A 25,024-nucleotide genomic window follows, 5' to 3' on the forward strand; every position below is an offset into this window, starting at 1 on the left:
TTCCTGTTCGCAATGAACAGATGAACAACGGTCACTCTTTTCATTATTCCGACTCCGAATCCGTCTTCCCATCCTGTGCTACAAACTGTTTCTGGGCCAGCTCCCGGTATACCGGATGTGTACTGATCAGCTCCGCATGTGTTCCGGTTCCCGTCACATGGCCCTGTTCCAGAACAACAATCTGATCAGAGTCGACGACGGTGGACAAGCGGTGTGCAATGACAACCGTTGTTCGTCCTTCCATCAGATTGGACAGCGCTTGCTGTACTTCATGTTCCGAGGTGCTGTCCAAACTGGACGTCGCTTCATCCAGCATCAGAATATCCGGGCTGCGCAGCAGTGCACGAGCAATAGCGATCCGTTGGCGTTGACCACCGGAGAGCTTGATCCCGCGTTCTCCCACTTCCGTATCGTAGCCCTGAGGCAGTTTATCAATAAAAGCGGAGGAATACGCCATTTCTGCCGCCTGTCTAATTTCCTCCATACTTGCCTCACGGCCCAGCCCGTATGTCATGTTTTCCTTAATTGTGCCTGCCATCAGTGGGCTTTCTTGTGAAACATATCCAATTTTGCTGCGCCAGGAGGCTAACGAATATTCCGTGATGGCTTGTCCACCGTACGAAATGCTGCCCGATCCTGGAAGGTAGAACTGTTCCAACAAGGAGAACAGCGTTGATTTCCCGCTGCCGCTTGGTCCCACAATGGCCGTCACTTTACGGGCAGGAACAGTCAGATTAATCCCATGCAGTACCTCTTCCCCTGTCACGTAAGAGAAGTGCAGATTGTTAAACGTAATCGTCTCATTGCCCTTGGGAGCAATTGCTGTGCTATGACGCGGTTCTTCTTCATGAGCCAGAATAGCCTGAATGCGCTCTGTCGCACCGACAACCTTTTGCAAACGAGAATACAGTGTCGTAAATTGCCCCATCGGCATAATGACCTGGAACAACAACAGAATGAAGGCAACCAGTTCTCCCGGAGACAGCAATCCCGAAGCCACCCGCATGCCGCCAACACCCAGAATAACAACCAGTACAGCCGTCATGACAAATGTAAAGAGCGGACCGATCAACGCCAAGATCCGAGCTTCCTGTAGTCCAAAAGCAAACATCTTGCCAATGCGGGAATCGCCTGCTTCCGCCTCCTGTTTCTCCGTACCATAAGCTTTCACCAAACGAATCTCGCCAATGACTTGGCTGAGCACGGAAGTAAGGCCCGCCATTTCGTCCTGCTGCTTTTTGGAGATTTTGTACATTTTACGTCCGACAGGTAACAGAATCAGCAGCGTGAGCGGGACCAGACTCAGGATAATAAGCGACATGACCCAATCCAGATAGAAAAGCAACGCTACCCCGCCCACAACCGCAACGATATTGGATACAAAAGAAACGAGATAATCCGCAATGAGCGTCATAATCTGACTCGTATCATTCGTGATTCGACTCATCGTATCACCCGTACGATTTCGGTCGAAATATGGCATCGGCAAGGATAATACTTTGTTCCACAGCTTCGTTCGCAATGTCGCAACCACGCGCTGGCCTGCATAGTTCAACATGTAGATGCTGATGCCTGAAGCGATGGCCTGAATAACGAATGCTCCCAGCAGCAGAAAAATAACAGACTTGTTCAGTGCGGACATCGTCAGCCCATCAATCAGACCTTTGGTCATCAGCGGGACAATCAGGCCAGCTGTCGTCTGAATGAGTGTCAGGATTAACGCTATAATCAGAATAAGCTTCGGTGGATTTGTTGCAGCAATTAGCTTCACAAAATCCCTGAATCCTTTTTTCCCTACTTTCGGTTCAGCTTGATCCGCTTGTTGTTGCTCTTCCATTCCCGTTCCCCCGTTCTCCCGATGTTCACCAGAGATCATACGTATGAGTTAACATAACGTTTCCTATCTTTTACAATATCCCGTGCAGAACAAAATTGGCCAAAAACAGAATGGCAATGCCATACATGACTTTAGGCACCTGCTTACCCTGACCCACCGCCAGCTTCGCTACGGGATACGCAATGAATCCAAATGCCATACCGTCGACGATGCTATATGTAAATGGAATCATGACCATGATCAGAAAAGCCGGGAAAGCTTCCGTAAAATCACGGAAATCCATGTCCTTCACATCCTGTACCATCAATCCGCCTATAATGATCAAAATGGGAGCGATGGCACTGTCCGGGATATAACCCAGCAGTGGAATAAAGAAGAATGTTGCACCGAATAGCACTGCGGTAACCAGTGGAGTCAAGCCTGAACGCCCGCCTGCAGCTATACCGGCTGTTGTCTCAGCCGCAGCTACAGTAGGGCTGCTTCCAAAGATCCCGGCAAAAATATTCGAAATTGACAGGGCTCGCAAGCTGCCTTTAAATCTTTCGGGGCGACCAATCAAATGGGTCTGGGCCGTAATCAGGCCGATATTTTCAAATACAACAATCAGCAGCAACAGAAATACAGCAATCCAGAACGACAAGTCCACCAGATTTGCGAAGGAGAGCTCAGCGAACAAACCGCCATATTGTTGCAATGCTTCAGCGGCAGACACGGGCTCACCCGGTTTTACTGCCCCAAGCACATAAGCCAGTCCTGTTCCCGCCAGAATACTGATCAGAAGCCCGCCCTGTACATTTCGTATAAATAGAATCAATGCAAGCACAAGTGTAACACAAGCAGTAATTACTCCAGGGTCGTTAAAATGCCCAATGGCTACAAACGTCGTCTGATGTGCGATGACGATACCGCTTTTTTGCAAACCGATAAACGTCAGGAATAGACCGATTCCCACTGTGATGCCATGCTGCAGGTTTTTGGGAATGGCCTCGCTGATCATTTTATATAACGATGTAAACGTCACGACCGAAAATAGCACACCTGTGACCGATACAACCGCCAAGGCTTCCTGCCAGCTCAATTTCATCGAATGTACGAGTGTGTAAGTGAAAAATGCATTGATACCCATGCCAGGTACAACGATAATCGGTGATTTACCGCCAAATGCCATGAACAAACACCCTGCAATGGAGGTCAAAAGTGTGCCCACCATAGCCGCCTGCAGCGGCATTCCGGCATCCGCGAGAATTGTTGCATTGACCATCACGATATACACCACGGCAAAATAGGAAATGGCCCCCGCCATAATTTCCTTCTTCCACTGGTCTCCCGGCTCTAGGCCAAGTCGTCTGGCCATCCATCCTTGTTTCATTCGTTCCGTTCCCCTCTCTCTCACTGCCGTTTCTCTATGTAGTTATCATCATTTCGCGCAGCACCACATATCATACACGGTTTTGGGATCGAAGTACATCACGTAAACCTGACATTGGTTAGGGTTTTGCGCATTCAAAAAAGCGCAGATACCTTGTCGGCATCTACGCTTTTCCCTTACAGCAGATTACTGCTGCTTGTTCTCTGCAATTTCAATCAGTTCCTTGACGGCAACACTGACCATAATCAGTCCGGCTACCGGAGGAACAAAGGCGTTACTCGCTGGTGGCTGTTTGGCCTTGCGAATTTCCGGCGCATTTTCAGGTACAATTTTCTGTGTTACATCTTCGCGTGGTTTGAGCGGCTTTTCGGTTGAAAAGACCACTTTCACACCTTTTTTAATACCGTCTTTGCGAAGTGTCGTACGGACAACACGAGCAATGGGGTCCATGGTCGTTTTCGAAATATCCGCAACCTGGAATTTCGTCGGGTCCATTTTGTTTGCCGCACCCATACTGGAAATGACCGGAATCTTCCGTTTGAGGCATTCCTTGATGAGGTGGATTTTGTAGATAATCGTGTCGGAAGCGTCCAGCACATAATCCAGCTCATACTTGAACAATTCCTCATACGTCTCTTCCGTGTAAAACATATTCAGTGCAATTGCGTCACACTCTGGATTGATGAGCTTCACCCGTTCCACCATCAAATCTGCTTTTTTCTGACCCACGGTCGTTGTCAAAGCATGAATCTGACGATTGATGTTCGTGATGTCCACCACGTCTTTATCAATCAGAATGATACGGCCAACACCGCTGCGAGCGAGGGCTTCCACTGCAATACCGCCCACGCCGCCGATGCCAAGCACAGCTACTGTACTATTTTTCAAAGCGTTCAGACCTTCAGGTCCGATAGCCAATTCTGTTCTTGAAAATTGATGGAGCATTGAGAATCGATGCCTCCTTTATTTCTTTTCCGCCACCGGTTTACGGGCTACGCGGATGTGAAGTTGTTCCAATTGGGAGTTATCCACTTCAGAAGGTGCATTCATGAGCAGGTCCGTTGCACTTGCCGTTTTCGGGAAGGCAATCGTTTCACGCAGATTCGTACGTCCTGCCAGCAGCATCACCAGACGGTCGAGACCAAAAGCGATTCCGCCGTGTGGTGGCGTTCCGTATTCGAATGCTTCGAGCAGATAACCGAATTTCTCGTTGGCTACTTCCGGAGAGAGTCCCAGGGCAGCAAACATTTTTTCCTGAACATCACGTTTATAGATACGCATCGAACCGCCGCCCACTTCATAACCATTCAGAACAAGGTCATACGCTTGAGCGCGGATCGCACCCGGATCGGTGTCAAACAGATGCACATCTTCGTCTTTTGGACGTGTGAACGGATGGTGTTCTGCTACATAGCGTTTCGCATCTTCATCGTACCCGAGCAGCGGGAAGTCTACAACCCATGCAAATTTGAATTTGCTGTCATCGATCAGACCGAGTTGACGACCAATTTTCAGACGAAGCGCTCCCAGTACATCTGCAACCACTTTTTTGGTATCAGCAGAGAAGAGCAGCAAGTCGCCCTCTTCAGCGCCAGTACGTTCTTTAACGGCTTCGATCTCTTCTGGCGTAAAGAACTTCACGATTGGTCCTTTGAACTCGCCATCTTTGACTTGAATCCATGCCAATCCTTTTGCACCGTAACGTGCTGCGAATGGTCCGAGGTCATCGATTTCCTTACGGCTCCATGTGCCACAGCCTTTGGCGTTCAGAACCTTCACTTCCCCACCTTTTTCGATGACAGAAGCAAATACTTTCACACCACTGTTTGCTACGATATCGTTCATTTCTACCAGTTCCATGCCAAAACGCAGATCCGGCTTGTCCGAACCGTATTTACCCATGGCATCTGCATACGTAATCCGTTGGAACGGCAGCTCCAGCTCAATACCTTTCGTCTCACGCAGCAATTTGGCCATCAGTTCTTCCATCATTGGCAGCAGGTCATCCTGTTGCAGGAAGGAAGTCTCGATGTCGACTTGGGTGAATTCCGGTTGACGGTCTGCACGCAAATCTTCATCACGGAAACAACGGGCGATTTGATAGTAACGCTCAAGTCCGCCGACCATCAGCAATTGTTTGTAAATTTGCGGGGATTGCGGCAGGGCGAAGAATTCACCTTCATGCACACGGCTTGGTACGAGATAATCACGCGCACCTTCCGGGGAGCTCTTCGTCAGGATTGGTGTTTCTACTTCAACGAATTCTTCTCCATCCAGATAATCACGGAACACTTTGGATGCTTTGGAACGCAATTTCAATGTTTCGAACATTTCCGGACGACGCAGGTCCAGGTAACGATATTTCAATCGAAGGGACTCGTCGACTTCCACACCATCTTCGATGAAGAATGGAGGTGTTTTGGCCGCGTTCAGCACTTCAATCTCCGTAATTTGGACTTCAATTTCGCCTGTAGGCAAGTTTTTGTTTACAGTCTCTTCGTCACGTTTAACGACTTTACCCGTTACCGCGATAACATACTCGCTCCGCACTCTGTCAGCGATTTGCAATGCTTCGCCAGAGTATGCCGGGTTAAAAACAACCTGTACAATTCCGCTGCGGTCACGCAGATCGATAAACAGTACGCCCCCCAGGTCACGGCGGGTCTGTACCCAGCCGTTCAATGTTACAGTTTCACCGATGTGTGCGGGTGTTAACGCGCCGCAATGATGACTTCTTTTCATAACCAAACTCCTCATATGTGAATTTCCGTTCTGTATGGGCGGGCAGAGCCCGCTTTTCAACAGTGCGGTTGCGTGAAGACAATTTTATTCAAATGGTATTACTGCTTACTTTCCACTTACCGTGGCAACAAGATCATCCAGCTTCACCGTTTGTTGTTCACCTGTATCCATGGACTTCAGGGCAATCTCGCCGCGCTCCAGTTCATCATCACCAAGAATGGCAGTGTAACGGGCTTTGAATCGGTCGGCAGACTTCATCTGTGCTTTCATCTTGCGACCGAGATAATCGCGTTCACCGGACAGTCCGGATTGACGGAGCTTGAACAGCTGACGATTGACTTCACGATCGGCTGCTTCACCAAGAGCAACAAAATATACATCGAGCGGGGCAAGGGAACTAACATCAATGTTCTGGTGTTCCAGAATGAGGTGAATACGCTCCAGACCGATACCGAAACCAATACCAGGCTGATCAGGTCCACCGATATCTCCAACGAGACCGTTGTATCTGCCGCCACCGCCGACTGTATCAATCGCGCCAATACCTTGGGCTTTCAATTCAAAAGCAGTCAAGGTGTAGTAATCCAGTCCGCGTACCAGGCGATTGTTCACCGCGTAATCTACGCCAAAGTCATCCAGATACTCTTTCAGCTTGGCAAAGTGGTTCAAGGACTCTTCATCAAGACTATCCAAGATGGACGGTGCCCCTGCGAACTTGTCCTGATCAACTTTGCAGTCGAGCACACGCAGCGGGTTACGTTCCATCCGGGATTGGCAGTCCTTGCACAGACTGTCTTTCATTGGTCTGAGGAATCCAAGCAATTTTTCGCGATATTCCGCACGGCTGGTTGGGTTACCGACCGAGTTGATTTCGACTTTGACATCTTTCAATCCCAGTTCTACACACAGTTGATACCCAAGCGCAATGACTTCAGCATCGATCGCAGGATCAAGGGCTCCGATGGCTTCTACGCCGAACTGGTGGAACTGACGCTGGCGACCTGCTTGCGGACGTTCGTACCGGAACATCGGACCGATGTAATAAAGCTTGCTCACATCCGGTTCGCCATAGATTTTATTTTCCACATAAGCGCGGACAACCCCCGCTGTACCCTCTGGTCGAAGGGTCATGCTGCGGTTCCCTTTATCATTGAAGGTGTACATTTCTTTTTCAACAATATCGGTTGTTTCCCCAACGCCTCGTACAAATAAAGAAGTCTGTTCGAAGATCGGTGTGCGAATCTCGCGATAATTAAAACGGCGACACAGATCACGCGCTTTTTCCTCTACGAACTGCCACTTTTCTACAACACCAGGCAGCAAGTCCTGCGTTCCAGTCGGTTTTTGAAAAGCCATCTTTCATCCCTCCAGCATCTATTTTTCTCTGTATAATAAAAAAACCCCTCGCCCTGTCGCTGTATAAACAGCAAACAAAGGGACGAGGGATTGTGTTTACACATTCACCCGTGGTACCACCCACATTCCGGAATCCCTGACACTTTCGCCGTTCAGGTAATCGTGTAATGATGTAGGGTTGCTCCAGGCAATCCGATCAAACACAGATCATTCCGCTCTACGTATAACGCACGCCCTGCGCAGGCCGGCTAATGACCATCAGATATAAATCTAAAGTGTTCGCCGTCTGTTCTCGGGGAAGTCATTCGTCCGCTCATCAAGAGAATCCTTACAGCCTGGGGATTCCTCTCTGTTCATGTGGGCACGGAGTACTTGGTCCCGTCATCAAATCATCAAGTTATATTATTTGAAAAGTGTTATTTTATAATCTTAATTTATTTTCTGATTGTAATGAACCGCAGTGCTAAAGTCAAGGGCTAACACAAAAAGATAGCACTAAAAAAAATTCTCACACGTCGTACGGGATGCGGAGTCCACAGATATCAAGGTTAATAGAAGCTGGATTCATCAAATGAATTCCAACTTCTATTGCCTTCTTATATCTCTATTGTTTCAGCATCCACTTCAACAGATCCGGCACATTCGCCCATAGACGGGAGTGCATAATGACATATTCAATCGCTTCGTCGGAATTGCCCATTCCGACAAAATCAGGGAGGTTATGCGGCAGCCGCTTCAAACCCAGCAGATAGTCAGGCACATGCTTGTTCACACCCCGGGCCACACGGTACAGCATTTTGAGCTGGGAGGTGATTCCGTTCTTCTTATACTCCAGAATGATCTGGTCATAGGCAAAGGCGGCTGCGGCGTCACCTTTCCCATACTTCTCCATCAGTTTCTCTGCCTGCTTCAATTGGTTGTTGTACAAATACACAGCAGCGAGCAGGTAACGCGCTCCGGTATTGTCTTCCGTATTAAGCTCCAAAATATGCTCCAGGATTTGTGCCGCTTCTTCGACATCTCCGCCAAACCAGCAGGATTCGGCATAACTTTTGCATATCCGGATATATGGACGAGTCACATGAAGCCCCCAAAAGTCCCCTTTATTCTTCTCAAAAAACAGTTCGCCCAGTTCGCGTTCGCCAGCAGCGATTCCGGCCTTGAGGTACGCTCGTGCATCAGGCTCATTGTCCGATTCCTCAGCCAGAATAAGATACGCATCACAGCTGTCAGAATACATCTCCAGGGCCGTTTTCGCCAGCTGTATTCTGCGTTTGGAAGAACTGGCTTCCATCGCCTTATTCAGCAGAGCCTGCGCTTTGTCCTTCGATGTGCCTGGGCTGTTCAGAATCATCAGCTCGTCCGTTTCGCCGCCCATGCCGTATTCTTCGATGTAATTGAACATCTCCTTAACCTTTCGGGAGATCGTGGCAGTCGTTACCTCATATTTAACGGCCAGCTCGTCCTTCGGAACATTGAAGCCGTATTCCTCGGACAGCAGATACTCAATTGCGGCACAGAACGAGCCTGTCTTCTTTACAGTAGGGCGGGTCTGACGGGAATAACCATTCCATAGCACCAGAGCTTCCAAAATCAGCTCCCGCTCGTATTGGTTCCTCATGTCCTCAATAAGCTGCAGGGCCAGCTGTTCATGAGCCGGATGCGCCCATTTCAGTTCGTGCGCTACCATCTTTTTCAGCTTGGTCAAGGTCAGTTTGCTCTCAGGCTGAATCGAGGCTTCCTGGACAGGCTGCTCGGTTGATATCAGCCGCAGTACGGATTCTACCGCAGAGGGCTCCTTGTCCAGACAGCATTTCTTATATTTTTTCCCGCTTCCGCATGGGCATACATCATTTCTTCCAACCTTACTCAAAACTAATTCCCCCTTAAATCTTTCACTAGCCATTTCGCATGAGAACACTGTTGCTTTATCATTATAGGATTCATTTCTCAAACGAGGCATTCTATATAACTGTCAAGTTCCATAAGCAGAAACGGCTGCCCCGCTCTTATATAAGGGCGGGGGCCGTTTCAGCGAGTATATGTTCATCTGGAATATGACGGATCACTCTGGCGATGAATTCCTCACACTCTCTATCATAGGATTGGATTCGCCTGAGCCCAATCGCTAGAAGCTTGATTTACCGACCAATGTAGCCTAACTATGAAAACAATTCGCTTTAAAATATTTAAATCCATTTCTCTATTCTAGCAAAAATTTAAATACGGGGTAAGCTTTGCCCAAAACATATACATTTTCATCTCAAAAAAAAAACCTGCACACGGTGTGCAGGCTCAAAGGATATATAAAAAAAGGGGGTCATGTGTGTTATTATAAACGGGCTATGTTAAAGGCTTATGTAACTAATATTACAGTAATATTACAAAAATGATAGCGCTTTAAATTTTATTTTTTTCTACATAATAAAAGCCCCTGCAAAGGCTCCTGACACGAAGTCAGGCCTTGCAAGGACTATCTTTTACGTATTAATTCAATTCTTCCACATAAGCTTGGTTAGAACGAAGTTTATGAACGATTTCCTCATAATCCTCATCCCTTACTTTGGCAGACAAAACATAATGCAGATCGTCATAGTCAGCCGAGGACACATCCGCAGCATCCAACAGGTCGCCATCCTCATTGACATTATCACGGGAACCTCTCTCAGAATCGCGATCCACATTACTGACGACCGGAATTACATTTTCACTAGCGGGAACTCCGGGTGCTGCACCGACACCCATGGCTCCATTGGTTCCTACGCCACCTGCTGTGTTATAAGGCACCAGAGGTACCATAATCCGTTTATCTCTGCCAACTGCACTGTCCAGTTGCCCTACTTCCAAATGCTCTGTACGGAACGTCTGAAGTGAAGTTCTTGCTCCCTCCGCCTCGTCCTCGGTCCGAAAATACGCCTGAATGTGTTTTGTCATGTCAAACCCTCCTTTATCGGAATAAACGCTGATGAAACGTAAACTTAGAAGTTTTCGGTTCCACCTATAACGTAACCATTTATAACGGATAGTTACCTAACTCAATCTCATTAAATAACTTTTAGCAGCTCGCGGACAAATGCCGGTTCATCAGCAGGTGAACGGGATGTAATATAATTGCCGTCCACAACAGCTTCCTGGTCCTTAAATTCTGCTCCAGCGTTCACCATGTCATCCTTGAGCGGTGGATAGGACGTAATTGTCCGTCCTTTCAACAGATTGGCAGAGGCCAGAATTTGAGGACCATGGCAGATCGCAGCGATTGGTTTCTTCGCACTGTTGATCTCCGTTACGAATTTCAGAATGTGCGCATCTGTACGTAGATTCTCTGGAGAAGATCCCCCTGGAATCACAACCGCATCATAGTCGGAAGCAGAGACTTCGGAAATCGCTTTGTCTGAAGTGTAGAAGGCTTTACCACCTTTACCTTTCAGTGTCTCTCCTGCTTTCAAGCCGATAATTTCCACATCGTGTCCGGCTTTTTTCACCTCATCATATGGTACCTGCATTTCCGAATCTTCAAAATCATTCGCCAATAAAAAAGCAACTTTACTCATAACGTATGTTCTCCTTTCCGTATTCGAAATTTCTTGAAATCGGGTAATCGCAGAAACTTATATTCTACATTTCTTGTTCATTGCCCGTAATAAACACTGAACCTGGCACGCATCGTGCCTCGTTCTGTTATTACCCTAACCAGAGTCATTTATAACAAGACGAACCTGTATTATTTTGACTTTGATTAAACACTCCAACTCCGAAATGATTAAGCTTCCTAACAAAAAAAGTCTTGATTCGATGATCGAATCAAGACTTTTTCGCTTTTGTTACCTAAATATTTAATCGAATACTGTCAGCACTCAGTCACGCGGAAGACGGCTCTGCTCCCCTTTATCCGAATCCTGAAGGGCCCAAATTGTTGTTGCACATTCGGCAGCAGCGCGGGCAAGCTTCAGGGACTCATACAGGTTTCCAGGTAGAAGCAAAGGTTCTATTCGGGAACGTGTTTCCTTGACGGATTGGCGCATAAGGGTGGGGTACTCCTTTGATCATCTTATGTTATGAACCGAATTATCCCTCATTATGGCCTGTTCCCCCATCAATTATGCATGCGCCTCTTGACGAATAGGGCTTTCGAGCATTAAAGTCACGGGTCCCCAATTGGTAAAGGTCACATCCATCATCGCACCGAAACGCCCGGTTTCCACCTGAATTCCTTTATCCCGTAACAGCTGATTGAATGTTTCATACAACAATTCTGCCGCTTCAGGTCTAGCTGCCGCTGCAAAGCTTGGGCGTTTCCCTTTGCGACAAACTCCGTACAATGTAAATTGTGAGACAGATAATACAGCCCCGCCCACATCCATCAGACTGAGATTCATCTTTTCCTGCTCATCCTCAAAGATTCGAAGTCCAGCAATTTTGTCTGCCAAATATATGGCATCCTTCTCCGTGTCCTCATGTGTAATGCCCACGAGTAACATCAATCCAGATTCAATTCTTCCCGTCAGCTCGTCTCCAACGGTCACCTGAGCCTCTTTACAGCGTTGTACAAGCACCCTCATCTTACAGGCTCCTTACTGCATAATCCGATGCACAGAATAGACATCTTTCACCCGTTTGATTCGTTCCACAACCGAATGCAGATGCTCCGTATTACGTATCAGAATTGTGACGTGCACCAATGCTAATTTATTTTTATCTGTACGTCCGGTGACGGCAGATATATTGGTTTTACTTTCGGACACAGCCTGAAGCACTTCATTGAGTAAACCATTGCGATCATGGCCCGTAATCTCAATATCCACACTGTAGTTGGCTTCAATATTCTCTTCCCACTCGACTTCAATGACGCGAGCTGCTTCTTCTCCATCCGTACTGGACGGAATATTTGGACAGTCGCTGCGATGCACGGAAACCCCGCGCCCACGTGTAACATACCCGATAATAGCATCCCCTGGTACAGGGTTACAGCAGCGCGCAAAACGAACAAGCAAATTGTCTATGCCTTTGACACGAATGCCATTGGTCGGACGGTTTTTGCGTTCAGGTGCAGGCTTCAGCTCACGCATCTCGGAATTCAGTTCCAGCAAGCTGGATTCTTCCTGCTCCTTGCGGAGTTTCTCCGTTGCTTTGGTCACAATCTGAGCAGCCGTAATGCCACCAAATCCAACCGCTGCGAGCATATCCTCAATATCATTGAAGGCATACTTTTTGGCTGCTTCCTGCAACTTATCGTCCGTCATCCAGGCAGATGGATCAAGCCCCATGCGCTTAAGTTCACGTTCGCAACTGTCGCGTCCCTTTTCAACGTTTTCTTCGCGTCGTTCCTTTTTGAACCATTGCTTGATCTTCGCTCGTGCGTGAGAGGATTTTGCAATTTTAAGCCAGTCCTGGCTCGGCCCGTAAGAATGTTTGGACGTCAAAATTTCAATGATATCGCCTGTCTTGAGATGATAATCGAGCGGAACGATACGACCATTTACTTTCGCACCAATCGTTCGATTACCCACCTCTGTATGGATTCTGTATGCAAAATCCAATGGAACAGATCCGGTAGGCAATTCAATAACTTCACCTTTTGGTGTGAATACAAACACCAGATCCGAGAAGAAATCCATTTTGAGTGATTCTACAAATTCAGACGCATCCTGCGCTTCATTTTGAAGTTCAAGAATCTCGCGGAAGAACGTAATTTTATCTTCAAAATTATTTCCGTTCGCAGCGCCTTCCTTGTAGGCCCAGTGGGCAGCAATCCCAAATTCAGCAGTGCGGTGCATATCCCATGTCCGGATCTGAACTTCAGTCGGTTCACCGTTGGGACCTACGACCGTGGTATGCAGCGATTGATACATATTCGCCTTTGGCATCGCGATATAGTCCTTGAAACGTCCAGGCATCGGTTTCCATAACGTGTGTATAATTCCGAGCGTAGCATAACAATCCTTGATGTTATCCACAATAATACGAATCGCAAGCAGATCATAAATCTCGTTAAACTGTTTGTTTTTCGTAGTCATTTTTTTGAACACGCTGTAGATGTGCTTAGGACGACCCGACAGATCTGCCTGAATTCCCATCTCATCCAGCTTGCTCGTAATACCGTCCATAACGGTATCTATATATTGCTCACGTTCCGCACGCTTTTTGTGCATCAGGTTTGCGATTCGGTAATATTGCTGCGGATTCAAATAACGGAGGGCGATATCCTCCATTTCCCATTTGATCGCAGAGATACCCAGACGATTAGCAATCGGACAGAAAATCTCCAACGTTTCATATGAAATCCGGCGTTGGCTCTCTTCCGACTGAAACTTGAGTGTCCGCATATTATGCAGACGGTCAGCCAATTTGATCACGATGACACGGATGTCCTGCGCCATGGCGATGAACATTTTGCGGTAGTTCTCGTTCTGCTGTTCTTCCTTGGAGCGAAACTGAATACGTTCCAGCTTCGTCAAGCCGTCAACAAGCATGGCACACGTATTGCCGAAATGATTGCGGATTTCTTCAAGTGAAACCGTAGTATCTTCTACTACATCATGAAGAAGCGCTGCAATTATGGAGATGGTGTCCATCTGCATGTTTACAACAATATCGGCAACCGCAAGCGGATGCAGAATATACGGTTCTCCCGATTTTCGCGTCTGTCCATGGTGGGCCTGATCAGCAAATTCGTAAGCTTCACGTATGCGCACCAGATCGGGTTCTTTGATATATGCCCCGGCCTTCTCGAGTAATTGCTCTATGCCCATTCTGATCTGTTCCGTGTCCTTTCTATACAAAATGGAACCCGTGACATAATATCAACACAGGTTCCCCGTAAAAGTAATTTCCTATAATTATGACGCTTCGCCCGTTTCCCGTCAACTACTGACGAATAAGAGCACATATCCAATTTTTTTATACGTGATGCATCATTCCCTAAAGAGCTTGCCCAGTCCTCCACAGGGCTCCGAGGTGATCCTCAATTACCATATATTATTACCGTTATTTACCGAAATAGAAGGATAGATTGTAAAAATAAATAGAGCTTTCAATGCTCAGCGGAAAAATGTTATTGCTAAATGAAGAGAAACTCTGTACTATATTGAAGATTTGTGTTTCGGAAAAAGGAGATGAACATTCATTGCAACGTGAAATTCAAGTTAATCAAAAAATGCCGCTTGGCTCAGGCTCACTGCTGAGTCTCCAGCATTTGTTCGCCATGTTTGGCAGTACCGTGCTCGTGCCGAACCTGTTCGGTGTCGATCCAAGTATGATCTTGCTTATGAACGGTATTGGAACATTGTTGTACATACTAATGTGTAAAGGAAAAATTCCAGCCTATCTTGGGTCAAGCTTTGCTTTTATCGCACCTGTTTCTTCCGTGTTACTCGCACACCCTGATAACGGATACTCCATGGCACTTGGAGCGTTCATCGTAACGGGAGTTGTTTTCTGCATTGTAGCTCTTATCATCAAGTATGCGGGCACAGGCTGGATTAACGTCGTATTCCCGCCAGCGGTTATGGGTGCCATTGTTGCCCTAATCGGTCTCGAGCTTGTCCCTGTGGCAGCCGGAATGGCTGGTCTGATCAATTCGAACCCTGCTGAGAACCCCGACTGGGTACCTCAGGCCAAACCTATTATTTTAGCCATGGTTACTCTCGGAATCACTGTGATTGGTGCAGTAACCTTCCGTGGATTCCCCAAGATCATTCACATTCTAATCGGGATTGTATCCGGTTACGTGCTTGGATACTTTATGGGTGAGGTGAAAACCGAGAATATAGCGAACGCTGACTTTATCTCGCTGCCTACCGTAACAACACCGACATTTGACTGGTCTGTCATCTTCACCATTTTGCCTGTCGCCCTTGTTGTCATTGTTGAGCACATCGGACATCTGCTTGTAACGAGCAGCATTGTGGGTAAAGATCTGTCCAAGGACCCGGGTCTTCATCGCTCCCTGCTCGGAAACGGCGTTTCAACCATTCTTTCCGGTTTCGTTGGGTCCACACCGAATACAACGTATGGTGAGAATATTGGAGTTATGGCTCTGACCCGGGTTTACTCGACGTATGTTATTGGCGGCGCAGCTGTCATTGCCATTGTGCTTTCGTTCTCAGGTACGTTCTCGGCACTTATAGCTAACATTCCCGTTCCGGTTATGGGTGGTGTATCTTTGCTTCTGTTCGGAGTTATTGCAGCATCCGGTTTGCGTATTCTGGTCGAACAGAAAGTAGATTTTGCCAAACCGACCAACCTGTTGTTAACTACCCTTGTACTCGTCATCGGACTCAGTGGTACTGAGATCACGTTTTATGGTATTCATCTCAAGGGAATGGCTCTGGCAACCATCGTCGGAATTCTGATGAGCTTGTTGTTTAAATTATTTGAAGTACTGGGTTGGTCGAATGATCAAACGGAGAAACAGCCTTTAACCGAGAAAACGCCGGATTGATTTCTTGCCGACTGATCTGAACGAACCATGTTTATTCATTCTTCATTTTATACATCGTACAACGCAAAAAGCCTGCTCTCTCACCTTTACAGGTTGAGGGACAGGCTTTTTGCAAATAGTTAATGCTGTATATTATTTCCCGGGAAACGGGAGATCCAGTTCACGTGATTTAACAGCAATGAATGCTGGAATTCTAGTAGTTCATCAATGTAAATACATCAATTCCCGGCAATTTTGCACGTCCATTCAAATCAGACAGCTCAATCAGGAATGCTGCACCTACAATCTTGCCACCCAATTGTTCAATCAGGTTAATGGAGGTAGCAATCGTTCCGCCTGTCGCCAGCAGATCATCCGCAATCAGAACATTTTGTCCTTTTTCGATCGCATCTGTATGCATAGCAAGCGTATCCTTGCCATATTCAAGATCATAACCGACTTCGATCGTCTCTCCAGGTAATTTTCCGCTTTTGCGAATCGGAGCAAAACCGACACCCAGAGCGTACGCTAGAGGAGCGCCCACAACGAATCCACGTGCTTCAGGTCCGGCAATAACGTCAATTTTGAGATCTGAAACCATTACTTTCAGCTCATTGATCGCCTTGCGGTACATTTCTCCATCCTTCAACAATGTCGTAATGTCTTTGAAGCTGATTCCCGGTTGTGGAAAGTCAGGAATGACACGAATATAATCTTTAAAATCCAAAATAATCTCCTCCTAAAATAAATGCACAACTTCTATCTAAGATACGCCCTTCATCCGGGATATCATCCATTGTGTCAGTTGAGGGGTAGATGCATCCAGCATCACCTGCTCTGTCTCAGCCATACTTTCCAGCGCCTGATAATGACGCGAGGCGGTTAGCTCACGCTTGGGCGGGTTATCCACAAACATAATCTTTCCATCTTCTCGGGTAATGAACGATAACTCTTCAAATACATCCAACATCATTGTAATCATGCGCGGTGTACAACCACACTGACGACTGAGCACAGGAGTGATCTCTTGTTCCTCCACCGGTTCAGCTCTCCATTTGGACACCAGCATATAAATACGCTTGAAGAGTTCTCTGGAAGGCATCTGAAGGCGATCTCGGCGGTTGCCTGATCCGTGCAGAAGGATGATATTCTCGGCTCCGCTGAATAAGGCCAGCATTGCATCAAGTTGTTCCGGGGTTTCCGGCGTATCAAACACAAATAACGTCCGGACCTGTTCCTGCCCATAATGCTGCGCGGCAGCATTGCACGGAAACAACCCGACCTTTCTATCATATACCCAAAGGCACGGTTCATACAATGAATTTCCCTCGGAAACATTCGTTTCTTTCCGTACGATGGCACCAATAGAGCCTGACTTGTATCGTAAATGGACTTCAAGCGAGCTCAAGAACTGCTTCATTGCGTTCAAAGGCTCCGTACTGCCTCGCAAATCAAACACTTGCGCATGTGGTACTTGAATGTCCTGAAGCATCAATTGTGGTTTTCTCATCCCGTTCCACTCATTGACGGACAACTCACCCATAACATCAATGATGGTGCCTGGTGGCAGAAAATCAGCCAATGCTCCCTTACCAAAAGCGACCGTCTCCAGCTGCTGCCCGTCCTGCTCCAAAACCAATTTCAGATGGCGTTTTTCGCGTCCCATCGTCCGTGTTTCTTTTACAGTCACATTGCGCAAAACAAAACGAGGAGAAGGATTATTCATGCCAAATGGCTGGAGTCTGTCGATTTCTTGAATGACCTGCAATGGCACATCACTGATTCTGCACTCATCATCCGCAAGACGATGGGGAACAAAGTCCTCCTCCGTCAGCACGGATGCCGCAAACTCATTCAGTCCGTCTTCCAGCTCTTTAAGCTGATCACGATGGAGGCTCATACCTGCTGCAGCTGGATGACCACCATAATGATCCATCGTGTGTTTACAAGCCGTTAATGCCTCATAGATGTCCAGGCCCTCTATGGAGCGTGCTGAGCCTTTACAAGCGCCGCTCTCCGGGTCGATTCCAAGGATAAGCGTTGGCCGATAATACCGTTCAAGTAACTTGGAAGCCACGATACCTACAACTCCAACATTCCAGCCTTCTCCCGCCAAAACGATGACATCCGGCACTGCTCCCGAGTTAAGCTGAATTTTCTGTTCCAACTGGGCTGTCGCTTCCAGAAGTATGCCCTCAACAACCTGCTGCCTTTCACGATTCAGCAAGTCCAGTTGACCTGCCAGAGTGTGAGCCTCATCCAGATTCTCGGTTGTGAGAAGCGATACGGCTCTGCCAGCATGATCCAGACGTCCGCTTGCATTAATACGCGGAGCCATTGCAAAAGCAATATTAATGGAGGTGACCTGACTTTGATCCACACCACTAATTTCAAGCAGAGCACTTACACCAGGCAGACGCGTTCCTCGCATGGATTCAATGCCATAACTGACGATAACCCGATTCTCGCCTTCCAAAGGCATCAAGTCGGCAACCGTACCGATCGCGGCAATCTCCATCCATTCTCCAGGCACTTCACCGATCAATGCCTGAGCCAGCTTCAACGCTACACCCGCACCAGCTAACCCTTTAAAAGGATAAGGACAGTCCGGAAGCTTGGGATTAATAAGTGTGTAAGCCTCAGGCAAAACTTCAGGCGGTTCATGATGATCCGTCACAATAACTTCCATGCCCAGTGTTGAAGCATAAGCAATCTGCTCTACCGCACTGATTCCGGTATCTACCGTGATAACCAGCGTGACGCCTTGTTGATGAGCCCAATCCAAGGCATGATTGTGTAACCCGTAGCCTTCATTGGAACGATGAGGGATATAAATATCGTAGGAAGCACCGAGATAACGCATCAGATGAATCATTAAGGATGTGCTCGATACTCCATCCGCGTCATAGTCCCCATATATTAAAATATGTTCTTCACGCTCAATGGCCTGCTGGATTCGAGGCACTGCTTCTTTCATGCCTAGAAGCAGATAAGGATCATGCATCTGATTCAGATCAGGATGCAGAAACTGTTCTGCCTCTATTTCATTATGAACCCCCCGACTGACCAGCAAACGTCCAACAAGTGATGAAACGGAAAGCGCCTGCGAGAGTCCCGCAGCCGCCTCCAGATCGATATTCGGTGTATTCCACCGGTATTGCGAATAAAGCAATGATAACGCTCCTTTCCTGATCTACTGGACCAAGCTTCATTACTGAATTAATGTCGCTTCAGGATCTGGCAGTTCATGATTGGATTTATAAGGATATCCGGGATCATAAGGTATAACCTGGATCTGTACTTCTTTAACATGATTGAAACGAGTCAGGAGAAGTGTCTTCGCCCGATTCGCAATCTCCTGTGCCTCGAGCACGGAAATTCTCGGGTTCACACTAATGACCAGTTCAATCGTAACATCATGTTCCTGTTCACGTGCGACCAGATGTTCAATTGTAATAATGCCATATACACGCTGCACCGTTTCTTTGAAGTCATGCGCTTCTTCCTGCTCCAATTCCTGAACAAGTGAACCATATACGGTATCCACAATCATTCTGTACCCTTTATGAAGCACAAAACAGGAAGCGATTAATGCAGCTGCCGGGTCCATATATCGAAGAATGCTCCACCCCGTTGTTTCTCCTGTCATGGAACCTACAATGCCGACCAAGACGATAAGTGAACAGTAGAGTGCCCGACGATGCTGCTGTGCATACGCCAGAGCCTGCGATTGATTTCGTTTACGGAAATATCTGTATTGATATTGAAAGATTGCTTCTTTCACAGCCAGTGCTGCAAAAGCCACGACAAGTGCATGGGTATACTTCTCTAGCGACTCTGGTTCATCTCCAGACAGACTACCCAAAGCGGAGATAGCAATCTGCAATCCTCCCATAAGGATGAGCACAGACAATAATACCGAAATTCCAGGTCTCGCGATACGTGAATGTTCCTTTGACCGCTCCCTACGAGCCTTTCTTTTGGTTTGTACAGACTTCGAGGGAAAGAGGCCGGACAATGAAGAAGCAGCTTCTGAAGCAGAGTGCAGGCCGTCTGCAAGCAACGATTTGCTGTTTGCCATATAACCGAACCCAGCCTTGATTACTGCGAGTGTCAAATTCCCGGCGATCCCGCTCCACGTGGCAGCGTGAACAGAAGGGAAACGTTCTCTGGTCATGGCGATGCCCCCCCTTAATACTCTACCTAAAGTTGCAAAACCGCGCCTGGCAGACGCGGCTTGACAATACAATGTTTAGTTGGATGCTTTGACAGCTGCTTTAGGTTTCTCTGTTTGCTTACCTTTAAGTGCCAGCCACAATGGAGCGGCGATGTAGATCGAAGAATAAGCACCGAACAATGTTCCGATGACCATAGCAAGTGAGAACATGCGAATGGATTCTCCACCAAAAATAAACAAGCAGAGCGAAGCGATAAACACGGTGAATGTGGTATTCAAGGAACGTGTCATCGTTTGCGCCAAACTGCGGTTGACTACTTCACGCAAATCGGCTTTTGTAGTCTTTTTAGCAAAACGCATATTCTCGCGAATCCGGTCAAAGATAACGATGGTATCATTGATCGAGAACCCGACAATGGTCAGTACCGCCGTAATGAAGGTCAAATTCACTTCGAGGCGGAAAATGGAGAATACACTTATTACCACAAATGCATCATGGAACAGTGAAACCACCGCTGCCACAGCGAAGCGCCATTCGAACCGGATAGCTACATAGATCATAATCCCGATACTTGCGATGAGAACCGCATATATGGCATTGCGTTCCAGTTCTTTAGCCATCTCCGGGTCAACCGTGTTGACTTCATACGAAGCGGTTGAATCCAGCTTGGTGAACTCTTGCTTAAACTTGCTTTCCTGATTCTCATCCAGCACGTTCGAGAAACGAACGTTAACCCGGTCAGCACCTGTTGTAATATGAACATCCTTTGTGTCAACGCCAAGGTCTTTCACAATAGGATTGATTTGTTCCGTTTTGATCACCTTTGATACCGAGATATCTACATTTGAACCGGCACGGAAATCTACCGCATAATTCAATCCCAGGGCCAGAATACTGATAATACCTGCAATCGTTAAAATAATGGAAAAGGTATAGGCAATTTTACTGCCTTTAACATAATCAAAATTCCAATTAAAGCGCACGAATTTCACTCTCCTTCACTCCGAAGTACTTAGGCTTCTTCAACACGTTAGCCCGCACAAGCAGGGTCAACAGGAAGCGGGAGAAGAAAATATTCGTGATAATGCTGGTTACGATGTCAAAAATCAGTACCAATGCGAAACCTTTAACCGCACCTGTACCCATGATGAACATCACTGAAGCCGCAATGATCGTCGTGATGTTGGAGTCAATGATGGTACGGAATGAACTCTTACCACCAGCTCTAACCGATGACAATATGGACTTACCACTCCGCATCTCTTCCTTGATCCGCTCATACGTGATGATGTTGGCATCCACGGCCATCCCTATACCCAGGATAAATGCCGCGATCCCTGGAAGGGTAAGTACAAATTCTCCCAAGTAGAAGATTGCAAGTACCAGCCACGTGTGTGTGATTAAGGCAAAGCTCGCAATAATCCCCGGAATACGGTACAAACCAATCATGAACACCAAGATAATTACGGAACCAATTAATCCCGCCTTTATCGTCTGGTCCAAAGAAAGTTTACCCAGTGTTGCTCCAACGCTTTGAGAGTATTTCTCTGTCAGTTTCAACGGCAGCGCGCCCAAATTAATGGTATCACGAAGCTGATTGGCTTCCTCACGTGAGTAATTACCCGTAATCTGCGCAGAGCCGTCACTCAGCTGCTGCTGCACCGTTGGAGCTGATAACAATTGATCATCCAGATAGATGGCCAAAGGTTGTCCAATCAAACGTTTGGTGATCTCAGCAAACTTCGCTTTGTCTTTAACTTGAATGTCAATCATCGGAGCATTAAGCTGATTAAACACAACTTTTGCACCATTCTCGACAAACTCATTTCCCCGAAGCTCGATTTTGGTGTATTCGCCTTCTTTGTCATTCTCAGCTTTACTGCGGAAGGTCATGACAGCAGGTTCTTTCATTTTGGCTCTGACTTCAGCCTCGTCGGTAACCCCGGCCAGCTTCAAGCGGATCCGGTTCGTTCCTTCAGTTGTTACTTCCGGCTCGCTTGTTCCGAGCGCATTGGCACGGCTCTCCAAACTTTTTGCTGTTTGCACCAAAGATGCTTTGGTGACTTCTTGTCCTTTTTCCAGCGGCTCTGCTTCATATAAGATCTCGTAGCCTCCTTTTAAATCAAGGCCCAAGCGTATATTTTTGAGCAGCCCTGGACTTGTGCCCAACATTACTCCTGCGGTCACAAGCACGACCAAAATGAAACTGACGATTCTTTTCATGCCGTTCCTAGATCCCCTTTCGTTCTCAATATTCCTATTATAGCGATGCCGTAAAAAGCAGTCAATTTCCAACAAAAAAGATCCCTTTCGTTTAGAAAGAGGACCCCCGGTATGCAGACACGGTCATAAAGTTCATAAAGCTTGTTGCTTTCAGTGACAATATGTCGTTCACCAGTTGGTGAAGCGGTGGAATGCCCTGCTTTTCATATTTATGACTGACGCAATTCCAGACATCTTTGCTGGTGACATATTCGTAACCGACAAGCCTTAATTCCTCTGCCTTGCTGCGGCAGAGCATCTCTATAGACTGTTCCAACTCCACATCATTCATTTCCTCCAACGGGGAGCCTCCCTTCATACATCCAAGCCTTTATGCGGCATCAATATTACATCATTCGACTTTACCCGATCATATTCCTTCTTGCTGGTGATGGATCTTTTTGTTAATCGTGTCCAAGTTGTCATGAGAAGATATTGGACTGGCATAGGATGAAGAACGAGGGAATTGTCCCGTTTATGAAAACCTGCACTCCAACCGGGAAAGAGGGGTAGTCTTGAAGAAACAGACATTTATCCAGGGAGCCATGATCCTGCTCGCCGCAGGCATTATTAATCGGATTCTCGGGTTCATCCCGCGCATTGTGCTGCCACGGGTCATCGGTGCAGAAGGTGTTGGCATCTACCAACTGAGCTATCCCTTTTTCATCGTACTCGTCACATTGATCACTGGTGGTATTCCATTGGCCGTAGCCAAGCTCGTAGCCGAAGCCGATACAGGTGCCAACCGTTATTCACCCCAACGGATTTTGCAAATCAGCCTGAGCTTCACACTGACCCTTGGTGTTGTGTTTATGTTTTTATGCATTATTTTTGCTCCATGGGTGACCCAATATGTTCTGACCGATGAGAGGGTCTATCACACGTTTGTCAGCATGAGCCCTATGATTGCCATCATCGCCGTATCTGCAGTCTACAGAGGTTACTTCCAGGGTAAGCAGAACATGATGCCTACGGCTGTTTCGTCGATCGTTGAAACGGTCATTCGCATTATCTGTGTGATCTGGTTTTCCTGGCTCCTCTTGCCCAAAGGAATTGCCCAAGCTGCAGCAGGAGCCATGCTGGGTGCGCTCGTCGGTGAATTCGTCGGTATGCTCGTGTTATTGTGGAACTATGCTAAACAGAAGAAATATATCGATCAACATCAACCCATACTCGAATCTACACTCAAACCCAAACCTGCTCTTTCAAAAAACTCAACCGGATCAGAACCTGGACTTCTTCGTCGTTTACTCGCGATTTCCATACCTGTAACTGCCGGGCGGTTAGTTGGTTCCCTATCCTATCTCGCTGAGACAATTGTAACCGCACAGAGCCTAGCTATTGCAGGTATCTCCAAAGGGCTCGCCACGGCCCAGTATGGTGCATTACAAGGCATGATAATACCGCTTCTTCTACTGCCGGGAGCACTAACGTCCTCGTTAGCCACATCACTTGTCCCTTCATTGTCTGAGGCCTCGGCTCACGGTGACCGCGCGCTCATTCATAAACGGATGCATCAGGCTTTGCGATTAGCACTTGTAACAGGTGCTCCATTTTCTGTGTTTATGTATGTGCTTGCCGAACCGATGTGTCTTGTCCTGTATAATGATGCATCGATTGGAAGCATGCTTAAGCTCATGGCTCCTTTTGCTTTGTTTATCTACATTCAAGCTCCGCTTCAAGCCGCTCTTCAGGCACTTGATCGTCCGGGGAAAGCACTGCTTAATACGTTTATTGGTGCTGTCATCAAAATTACATTGATTTTGGTACTCGCCTCCCGGCCGGAATACGGTATTTTTGGAGCAGTGATTGCCATCTGTGTAAATTCAACGGTTGTTACTCTTTTACATGCAAGAAGTGTACGCAGCCTGTTACAGTTCCGTTTCAAGATGATGGATTGGGTCAAAACAGGCACTGGTATGCTCATTATGGGCGGCGCTACTCTGATCATTTACGAACAGACCGCGAGCCTGCTTCCATTTTGGCTCAGAATGCTTCTCGCGCCCCTTGTGGGTCTGATCGTTTATTTCATCGTAATGGGCTGGACCAAAATGATTGATTTTCACGATCTTTCCCGTGCTCCCATTATCGGTTCCTGGTTTAAACGCCGTTCTTAGAGTTCATTTATCTTTATCATCTTTGGAACTTACGTAAATTTTCCCGTTATGATCAATGGAACAGATAAACACGTCTTTGAATTCCATAATACCTTTGTGCTGGATCTGATTTTTAAGCCAAAATCTCGTTTTTCCGATCAGTTCGAGGTTCTGATCCTGTACTTTTCCATCCATAATTAATGGCAATGGCAGCCCTTCATATTTGATATTTTCAAGGCCTTCTATTTTGTTATTTCGCCCTTTTTGTTTGGAATTAGAGCCTGTCGAACCAGAGCCTGAAGAGCCACTGTTTCCGTTTGAAGAGCTCTGACCTTTTGGAAAAACAGTTAGCTTGCCTGTGGTCTCCAATATGGCAAATTCCACTTCACCAATACTGTCTATATTTTGTTCCCGAAGCTGCAACAGCAGGTCATCCAGGTTGTAACGCTGCTTGCGCATCTCATCTCGATGTAATTTACCTTTGTAAATTAACACGGTTGGCTTCCCATCGATCATCAATCGAAGCTTGCGGCTTTTGAGACTGAGAAAAGCCATGGCAATCTGTACTACCAGTACGGTCAACATCGGTACTATTCCGTGGGATAACGGCTTATTGGTATCTTCGATGACAAATGCCGCAATCTCTGCAAGCATGATGGATACGACCAGATCAAACATGGACAGCTTCCCGATTTCACGTTTACCCATTATCCGAATAGACCCATAGACAATAAAGTACATTAGTATGGTTCGAAAGATATGTGC

General features: G+C 47.0%; 20 protein-coding genes. 2 read left to right on the plus strand and 18 right to left on the minus strand.

Annotated features, from left to right (window positions below; genetic code table 11):
- Window positions 1–43: 43 nt before the first annotated feature.
- The 11 genes from P5G61_RS26295 to P5G61_RS26345 form a co-directional block, all read right to left on the minus strand.
- Window positions 44–1,837 carry an ABC transporter ATP-binding protein gene (locus tag P5G61_RS26295; protein ID WP_301249169.1) on the minus strand — a complete coding sequence of 598 codons (1,794 nt, stop codon included), beginning with the start codon at window positions 1,835–1,837 and terminating at the stop codon, window positions 44–46.
- 70 nt (window positions 1,838–1,907) lie between these two features.
- Window positions 1,908–3,206 carry an NCS2 family permease gene (locus tag P5G61_RS26300; protein WP_301249171.1) on the minus strand — a complete coding sequence of 433 codons (1,299 nt, stop codon included), beginning with the start codon at window positions 3,204–3,206 and terminating at the stop codon, window positions 1,908–1,910.
- A 186-nt stretch (window positions 3,207–3,392) separates the two neighbouring features.
- A complete protein-coding gene (locus tag P5G61_RS26305; RefSeq protein WP_024633055.1) occupies window positions 3,393–4,151 on the minus strand; it encodes a tRNA threonylcarbamoyladenosine dehydratase in 759 nt (252 codons plus the stop codon).
- 18 nt (window positions 4,152–4,169) lie between these two features.
- Window positions 4,170–5,948: an aspartate--tRNA ligase gene (gene aspS / locus P5G61_RS26310; RefSeq protein ID WP_063567716.1), complete on the minus strand. Its 1,779-nt coding sequence runs from the start codon at window positions 5,946–5,948 to the stop codon at window positions 4,170–4,172.
- 105 nt (window positions 5,949–6,053) lie between these two features.
- The gene (gene hisS, locus P5G61_RS26315) at window positions 6,054–7,304 is read right to left on the minus strand and encodes a histidine--tRNA ligase (RefSeq protein ID WP_301249174.1); all 1,251 of its coding nucleotides are present in this window, start codon (window positions 7,302–7,304) and stop codon (window positions 6,054–6,056) included.
- A gap of 604 nt (window positions 7,305–7,908) precedes the next feature.
- On the minus strand, window positions 7,909–9,177 hold the full coding sequence (locus P5G61_RS26320) for an SEC-C metal-binding domain-containing protein (protein ID WP_301249176.1): 1,269 nt from the start codon (window positions 9,175–9,177) through the stop codon (window positions 7,909–7,911).
- A 614-nt stretch (window positions 9,178–9,791) separates the two neighbouring features.
- Window positions 9,792–10,238: a hypothetical protein gene (locus tag P5G61_RS26325; protein WP_301249177.1), complete on the minus strand. Its 447-nt coding sequence runs from the start codon at window positions 10,236–10,238 to the stop codon at window positions 9,792–9,794.
- A gap of 110 nt (window positions 10,239–10,348) precedes the next feature.
- Window positions 10,349–10,855, minus strand: a complete 507-nt coding sequence (locus P5G61_RS26330; RefSeq protein ID WP_301249178.1) for a type 1 glutamine amidotransferase domain-containing protein — start codon at window positions 10,853–10,855, stop codon at window positions 10,349–10,351.
- A gap of 303 nt (window positions 10,856–11,158) precedes the next feature.
- Window positions 11,159–11,326 (minus strand): hypothetical protein, encoded by a 168-nt coding sequence (locus P5G61_RS26335; protein WP_160319650.1) that lies wholly within the window; start codon window positions 11,324–11,326, stop codon window positions 11,159–11,161.
- 75 nt (window positions 11,327–11,401) lie between these two features.
- Entirely contained in the window at window positions 11,402–11,863 is a 462-nt protein-coding gene (gene dtd / locus P5G61_RS26340; protein ID WP_301249180.1) for a D-aminoacyl-tRNA deacylase, read from the minus strand.
- A gap of 12 nt (window positions 11,864–11,875) precedes the next feature.
- A complete protein-coding gene (locus tag P5G61_RS26345) occupies window positions 11,876–14,053 on the minus strand; it encodes a RelA/SpoT family protein (RefSeq protein WP_024633048.1) in 2,178 nt (725 codons plus the stop codon).
- Window positions 14,054–14,427: 374 nt separating this feature from the next.
- Here P5G61_RS26345 and uraA point away from each other — a divergent pair, with 374 nt between their 5' ends.
- A complete protein-coding gene (uraA, locus tag P5G61_RS26350) occupies window positions 14,428–15,744 on the plus strand; it encodes a uracil permease (protein WP_301249181.1) in 1,317 nt (438 codons plus the stop codon).
- A 193-nt stretch (window positions 15,745–15,937) separates the two neighbouring features.
- Here the strand turns inward: uraA and P5G61_RS26355 are convergent, their stop codons facing one another.
- The 6 genes from P5G61_RS26355 to P5G61_RS26380 all read right to left on the minus strand — a co-directional run bounded on the left by P5G61_RS26355 (window position 15,938) and on the right by P5G61_RS26380 (window position 22,455).
- Complete coding sequence (locus tag P5G61_RS26355) at window positions 15,938–16,450, minus strand: adenine phosphoribosyltransferase (RefSeq protein WP_024633046.1); 513 nt, start codon at window positions 16,448–16,450, stop codon at window positions 15,938–15,940.
- A 36-nt stretch (window positions 16,451–16,486) separates the two neighbouring features.
- Entirely contained in the window at window positions 16,487–18,895 is a 2,409-nt protein-coding gene (gene recJ, locus P5G61_RS26360) for a single-stranded-DNA-specific exonuclease RecJ (protein WP_301249182.1), read from the minus strand.
- 39 nt (window positions 18,896–18,934) lie between these two features.
- Window positions 18,935–19,900, minus strand: coding sequence for a cation diffusion facilitator family transporter (locus P5G61_RS26365; RefSeq protein WP_301249183.1), 966 nt, complete (start codon window positions 19,898–19,900; stop codon window positions 18,935–18,937).
- 75 nt (window positions 19,901–19,975) lie between these two features.
- A complete protein-coding gene (gene secF, locus P5G61_RS26370) occupies window positions 19,976–20,884 on the minus strand; it encodes a protein translocase subunit SecF (RefSeq protein WP_301249184.1) in 909 nt (302 codons plus the stop codon).
- On the minus strand, window positions 20,874–22,124 hold the full coding sequence (gene secD / locus P5G61_RS26375; protein ID WP_094939105.1) for a protein translocase subunit SecD: 1,251 nt from the start codon (window positions 22,122–22,124) through the stop codon (window positions 20,874–20,876). The genes secF and secD overlap by 11 nt, the downstream gene beginning before the upstream one ends.
- A gap of 91 nt (window positions 22,125–22,215) precedes the next feature.
- Window positions 22,216–22,455, minus strand: coding sequence for a post-transcriptional regulator (locus tag P5G61_RS26380; RefSeq protein ID WP_036617497.1), 240 nt, complete (start codon window positions 22,453–22,455; stop codon window positions 22,216–22,218).
- 223 nt (window positions 22,456–22,678) lie between these two features.
- Here P5G61_RS26380 and spoVB point away from each other — a divergent pair, with 223 nt between their 5' ends.
- A complete protein-coding gene (gene spoVB, locus P5G61_RS26385) occupies window positions 22,679–24,280 on the plus strand; it encodes a stage V sporulation protein B (protein WP_301249185.1) in 1,602 nt (533 codons plus the stop codon).
- A gap of 3 nt (window positions 24,281–24,283) precedes the next feature.
- Here the strand turns inward: spoVB and P5G61_RS26390 are convergent, their stop codons facing one another.
- A complete protein-coding gene (locus P5G61_RS26390; RefSeq protein ID WP_301249200.1) occupies window positions 24,284–25,000 on the minus strand; it encodes a YetF domain-containing protein in 717 nt (238 codons plus the stop codon).
- Window positions 25,001–25,024: the final 24 nt, after the last annotated feature.

The organism is Paenibacillus vandeheii (genome assembly GCF_030433635.1).
In the GTDB taxonomy this organism is placed as follows: Bacteria; Bacillota; Bacilli; order Paenibacillales; family Paenibacillaceae; genus Paenibacillus; species Paenibacillus vandeheii.

Coding starts and splice junctions, on each gene's coding strand:
- P5G61_RS26295 (WP_301249169.1), bottom strand. CDS start 1,837: ATGGAAGAGCAACAACAAGCGGATCAAGCTGAACCGAAAGTAGGGAAA.
- P5G61_RS26300 (WP_301249171.1), bottom strand. CDS start 3,206: ATGAAACAAGGATGGATGGCCAGACGACTTGGCCTAGAGCCGGGAGAC.
- P5G61_RS26305 (WP_024633055.1), bottom strand. CDS start 4,151: ATGCTCCATCAATTTTCAAGAACAGAATTGGCTATCGGACCTGAAGGT.
- aspS (WP_063567716.1), bottom strand. CDS start 5,948: ATGAAAAGAAGTCATCATTGCGGCGCGTTAACACCCGCACACATCGGT.
- hisS (WP_301249174.1), bottom strand. CDS start 7,304: ATGGCTTTTCAAAAACCGACTGGAACGCAGGACTTGCTGCCTGGTGTT.
- P5G61_RS26325 (WP_301249177.1), bottom strand. CDS start 10,238: ATGACAAAACACATTCAGGCGTATTTTCGGACCGAGGACGAGGCGGAG.
- P5G61_RS26330 (WP_301249178.1), bottom strand. CDS start 10,855: ATGAGTAAAGTTGCTTTTTTATTGGCGAATGATTTTGAAGATTCGGAA.
- P5G61_RS26335 (WP_160319650.1), bottom strand. CDS start 11,326: ATGCGCCAATCCGTCAAGGAAACACGTTCCCGAATAGAACCTTTGCTT.
- dtd (WP_301249180.1), bottom strand. CDS start 11,863: ATGAGGGTGCTTGTACAACGCTGTAAAGAGGCTCAGGTGACCGTTGGA.
- P5G61_RS26345 (WP_024633048.1), bottom strand. CDS start 14,053: ATGGGCATAGAGCAATTACTCGAGAAGGCCGGGGCATATATCAAAGAA.
- P5G61_RS26365 (WP_301249183.1), bottom strand. CDS start 19,900: ATGACCAGAGAACGTTTCCCTTCTGTTCACGCTGCCACGTGGAGCGGG.
- secD (WP_094939105.1), bottom strand. CDS start 22,124: ATGAAAAGAATCGTCAGTTTCATTTTGGTCGTGCTTGTGACCGCAGGA.
- P5G61_RS26380 (WP_036617497.1), bottom strand. CDS start 22,455: ATGAATGATGTGGAGTTGGAACAGTCTATAGAGATGCTCTGCCGCAGC.
- P5G61_RS26390 (WP_301249200.1), bottom strand. CDS start 25,000: ATGTACTTTATTGTCTATGGGTCTATTCGGATAATGGGTAAACGTGAA.